This is a genomic window from Streptomyces sp. NPDC047315 (genome assembly GCF_040643215.1).
In the GTDB taxonomy this organism is placed as follows: Bacteria; Actinomycetota; Actinomycetes; order Streptomycetales; family Streptomycetaceae; genus Streptomyces.
This window is the reverse complement of sequence record NZ_JBEYTZ010000107.1, coordinates 1-2,166: the sequence shown is the minus strand read 5'-3', so window position 1 is coordinate 2,166 and position 2,166 is coordinate 1. Positions and strand designations below refer to the sequence as shown.

Annotated in this window: 1 protein-coding gene; it reads right to left on the bottom strand. The window is 75.5% G+C overall.

The annotated features are described in order from the left end of the window. The coding region (locus tag ABZ842_RS38755) for a polyketide synthase dehydratase domain-containing protein (protein WP_361548568.1) at positions 1–2,166 on the bottom strand (2,166 nt) is incomplete at both ends.

Sequence of the window (2,166 nt, the reverse complement as noted above, 5' to 3'; positions counted from 1 at the left end):
TTGCCCGGGCTCGCGGTCGCGAACACCTCCGCACCCACGTACCGGGCGATCTGCACGGCAGCCGTACCCACACCGCCAGTCGCGGCGTGGACGAGGACGGACTGTCCTGCGCGCAGGCCGCCCAGTTCGACCAGGCCGTACCACGCGGTGAGGTACGCGATGGGCGCGGCTGCCGCCTGGGAGAGGTCCCAGCCGTCGGGGACGGGCGTCAGGGTGCGCGCGTCGGCGACGGCCAACGGGCCGAAGGCCCCTTCGAACACGCCCATGACGCGGTCGCCGGGCGCGAAGCCGGTGACGTCGGGGCCGACTTCGACGACGACTCCGGCGCCTTCGCTGCCCGCGAATTCGGCTTCTCCGGGGTAGGCGCCGAGGGCGATCATCACGTCCCGGAAGTTCACGCCCGCGGCGTGCACCTCGATGCGGACCCGGCCGGCGTCGAGTGGTTCCTCCGCCTCCGGGCAGGGCTCTACGGTCAGGTCGTCGAAGGTGGCGGTGGACCCGGCGGCCAGGCGCCACGCTCCGGTCCCGGGCGGCGGGACGAGTTCGACGGGCCGGCCCGCGCGGGCGAGCCGGGGCACGCTGACCCGGCCCTGACGCACCGCGAGCTGCGGTTCGTCGACGTCCAACGCCCAAGCTGCCGCTTCGATGTCGCGGGTCAGGGCGGCGCCGTCCGCGCCGGGATCGGCGTCGACGAGGAGGAAGCGTCCCGGGTTCTCGGCCTGTGCGCTGCGCACCAGGCCCCAGACCGCGGCGCCGGCGGCGTCGGGCCGCTCCCCCGGGTTCACCGCCACGGCGCCGCGCGTGACCAGCGCGAGCCGGGACTCGGCGAGCCGAGGCTCAGCCAGCCAGTACTGTAGCCAATCCAACGCCCCTTGTACGGCGTCGAGTTCGCCGCCGGAAGTGTCGAGCAGGGCCAGAGTCAGGGCCGTGGTGGGCGCGGGCGCACCCGCGTCCAGCGAAGTCAGCAGCTCGGCAAGTCCTTCGGGGGCGGTGGTGGGTCCGGAGCCGAGCCAGTTGGGCGCCTCTGCGCCGGTTGTGGTGGCGGGTGTGGTGGCGGGGGCGGTCAGTTCGGACCATTCGAGGGTGTAGAGGTTGTCGGCGCCGCGCCGGGCCTGCGCCGTTCGCAGCGCCTGGCGGGTGGTGGTCCGCAGGTGGACGGCGCGTGCGGTCAGCACGGGGGCGCCCGTGCCGTCGGCCACCAGGATCCGTACGCCGTCCGCGAGCGTCGCGCCGAGCGGGGTGAGCCGTACCCGCAGGGTCGTGGCGCCCTCGGCGTGCAGGGTGACCCCGCTCCAGGCGAAGGGGAGCCGGACCCGTCCGTCGTCGAGGCCGCCGGCGGCCAGCAGCGTCTGCATCGCCGCGTCGAGGAGGGCGGGGTGGACGCCGTATCCGTCGGGTGAACCCGCGGCCTGCGGCAGCGCGACCTCGGCCACGACCTCGTCCCCGGTCCGCCACGCGCGGTGGAGTCCTCGGAACGCGGGTCCGTACGCGTAGCCGGCTTCGGCGGCGCGCCGGTAGAAGTCGGTCGTCGGCAGCGGTTCCGCGCCCGGCGGCGGCCACGGCCCGGCCAGCACGCGCCCGTCATCGGCGGCGACGGGCTCGTGGTCGGGGTCCAGGACGCCCTCCGCGTGGCAGGTCCAGCCTGCGGCGTGCGCCTTCCCGTCCGCTCGGGTGTGGAGGCGGACGCGCCGGCTGCCGTCCGCGGCGGCCGGGTCCACCGTGACCTGGATGCGCAGGGAGCCGTCCACGGGGAGCACGACGGGTTGTTGGAGGACGAGTTCGGAGATCCGGGGGCAGCCGGCCGCGTCCCCGGCGCGCAACACCCATTCCACGAGGGCGGTGCCCGGCACGATGACCGCGTCCAGGACCTGGTGGTCGGCCAGCCAGGGGCGCGCGGTGCGGGAGAGCTGCCCGGTCAGTACGTATCCGCCGGCGGCCGGCTCCAGCACCGCGCCCAGCAGGGGGTGCCCGGTCGGCTCCAGGCCCAGGTCACCGGCGTCGACGGCGGGGGCGTCGGCGGTCAGCCAGTAGCGCTGGCGTTGGAAGGCGTACGTGGGGAGGTCGACGGTGCGCCGGGACGCCGCAGGGAACCAGGTCGACCAGTCCACCGGGGCGCCGGCGACGAACGCCTTCCCCACCGACAACGCCAACTGCCCCTGGCCACCC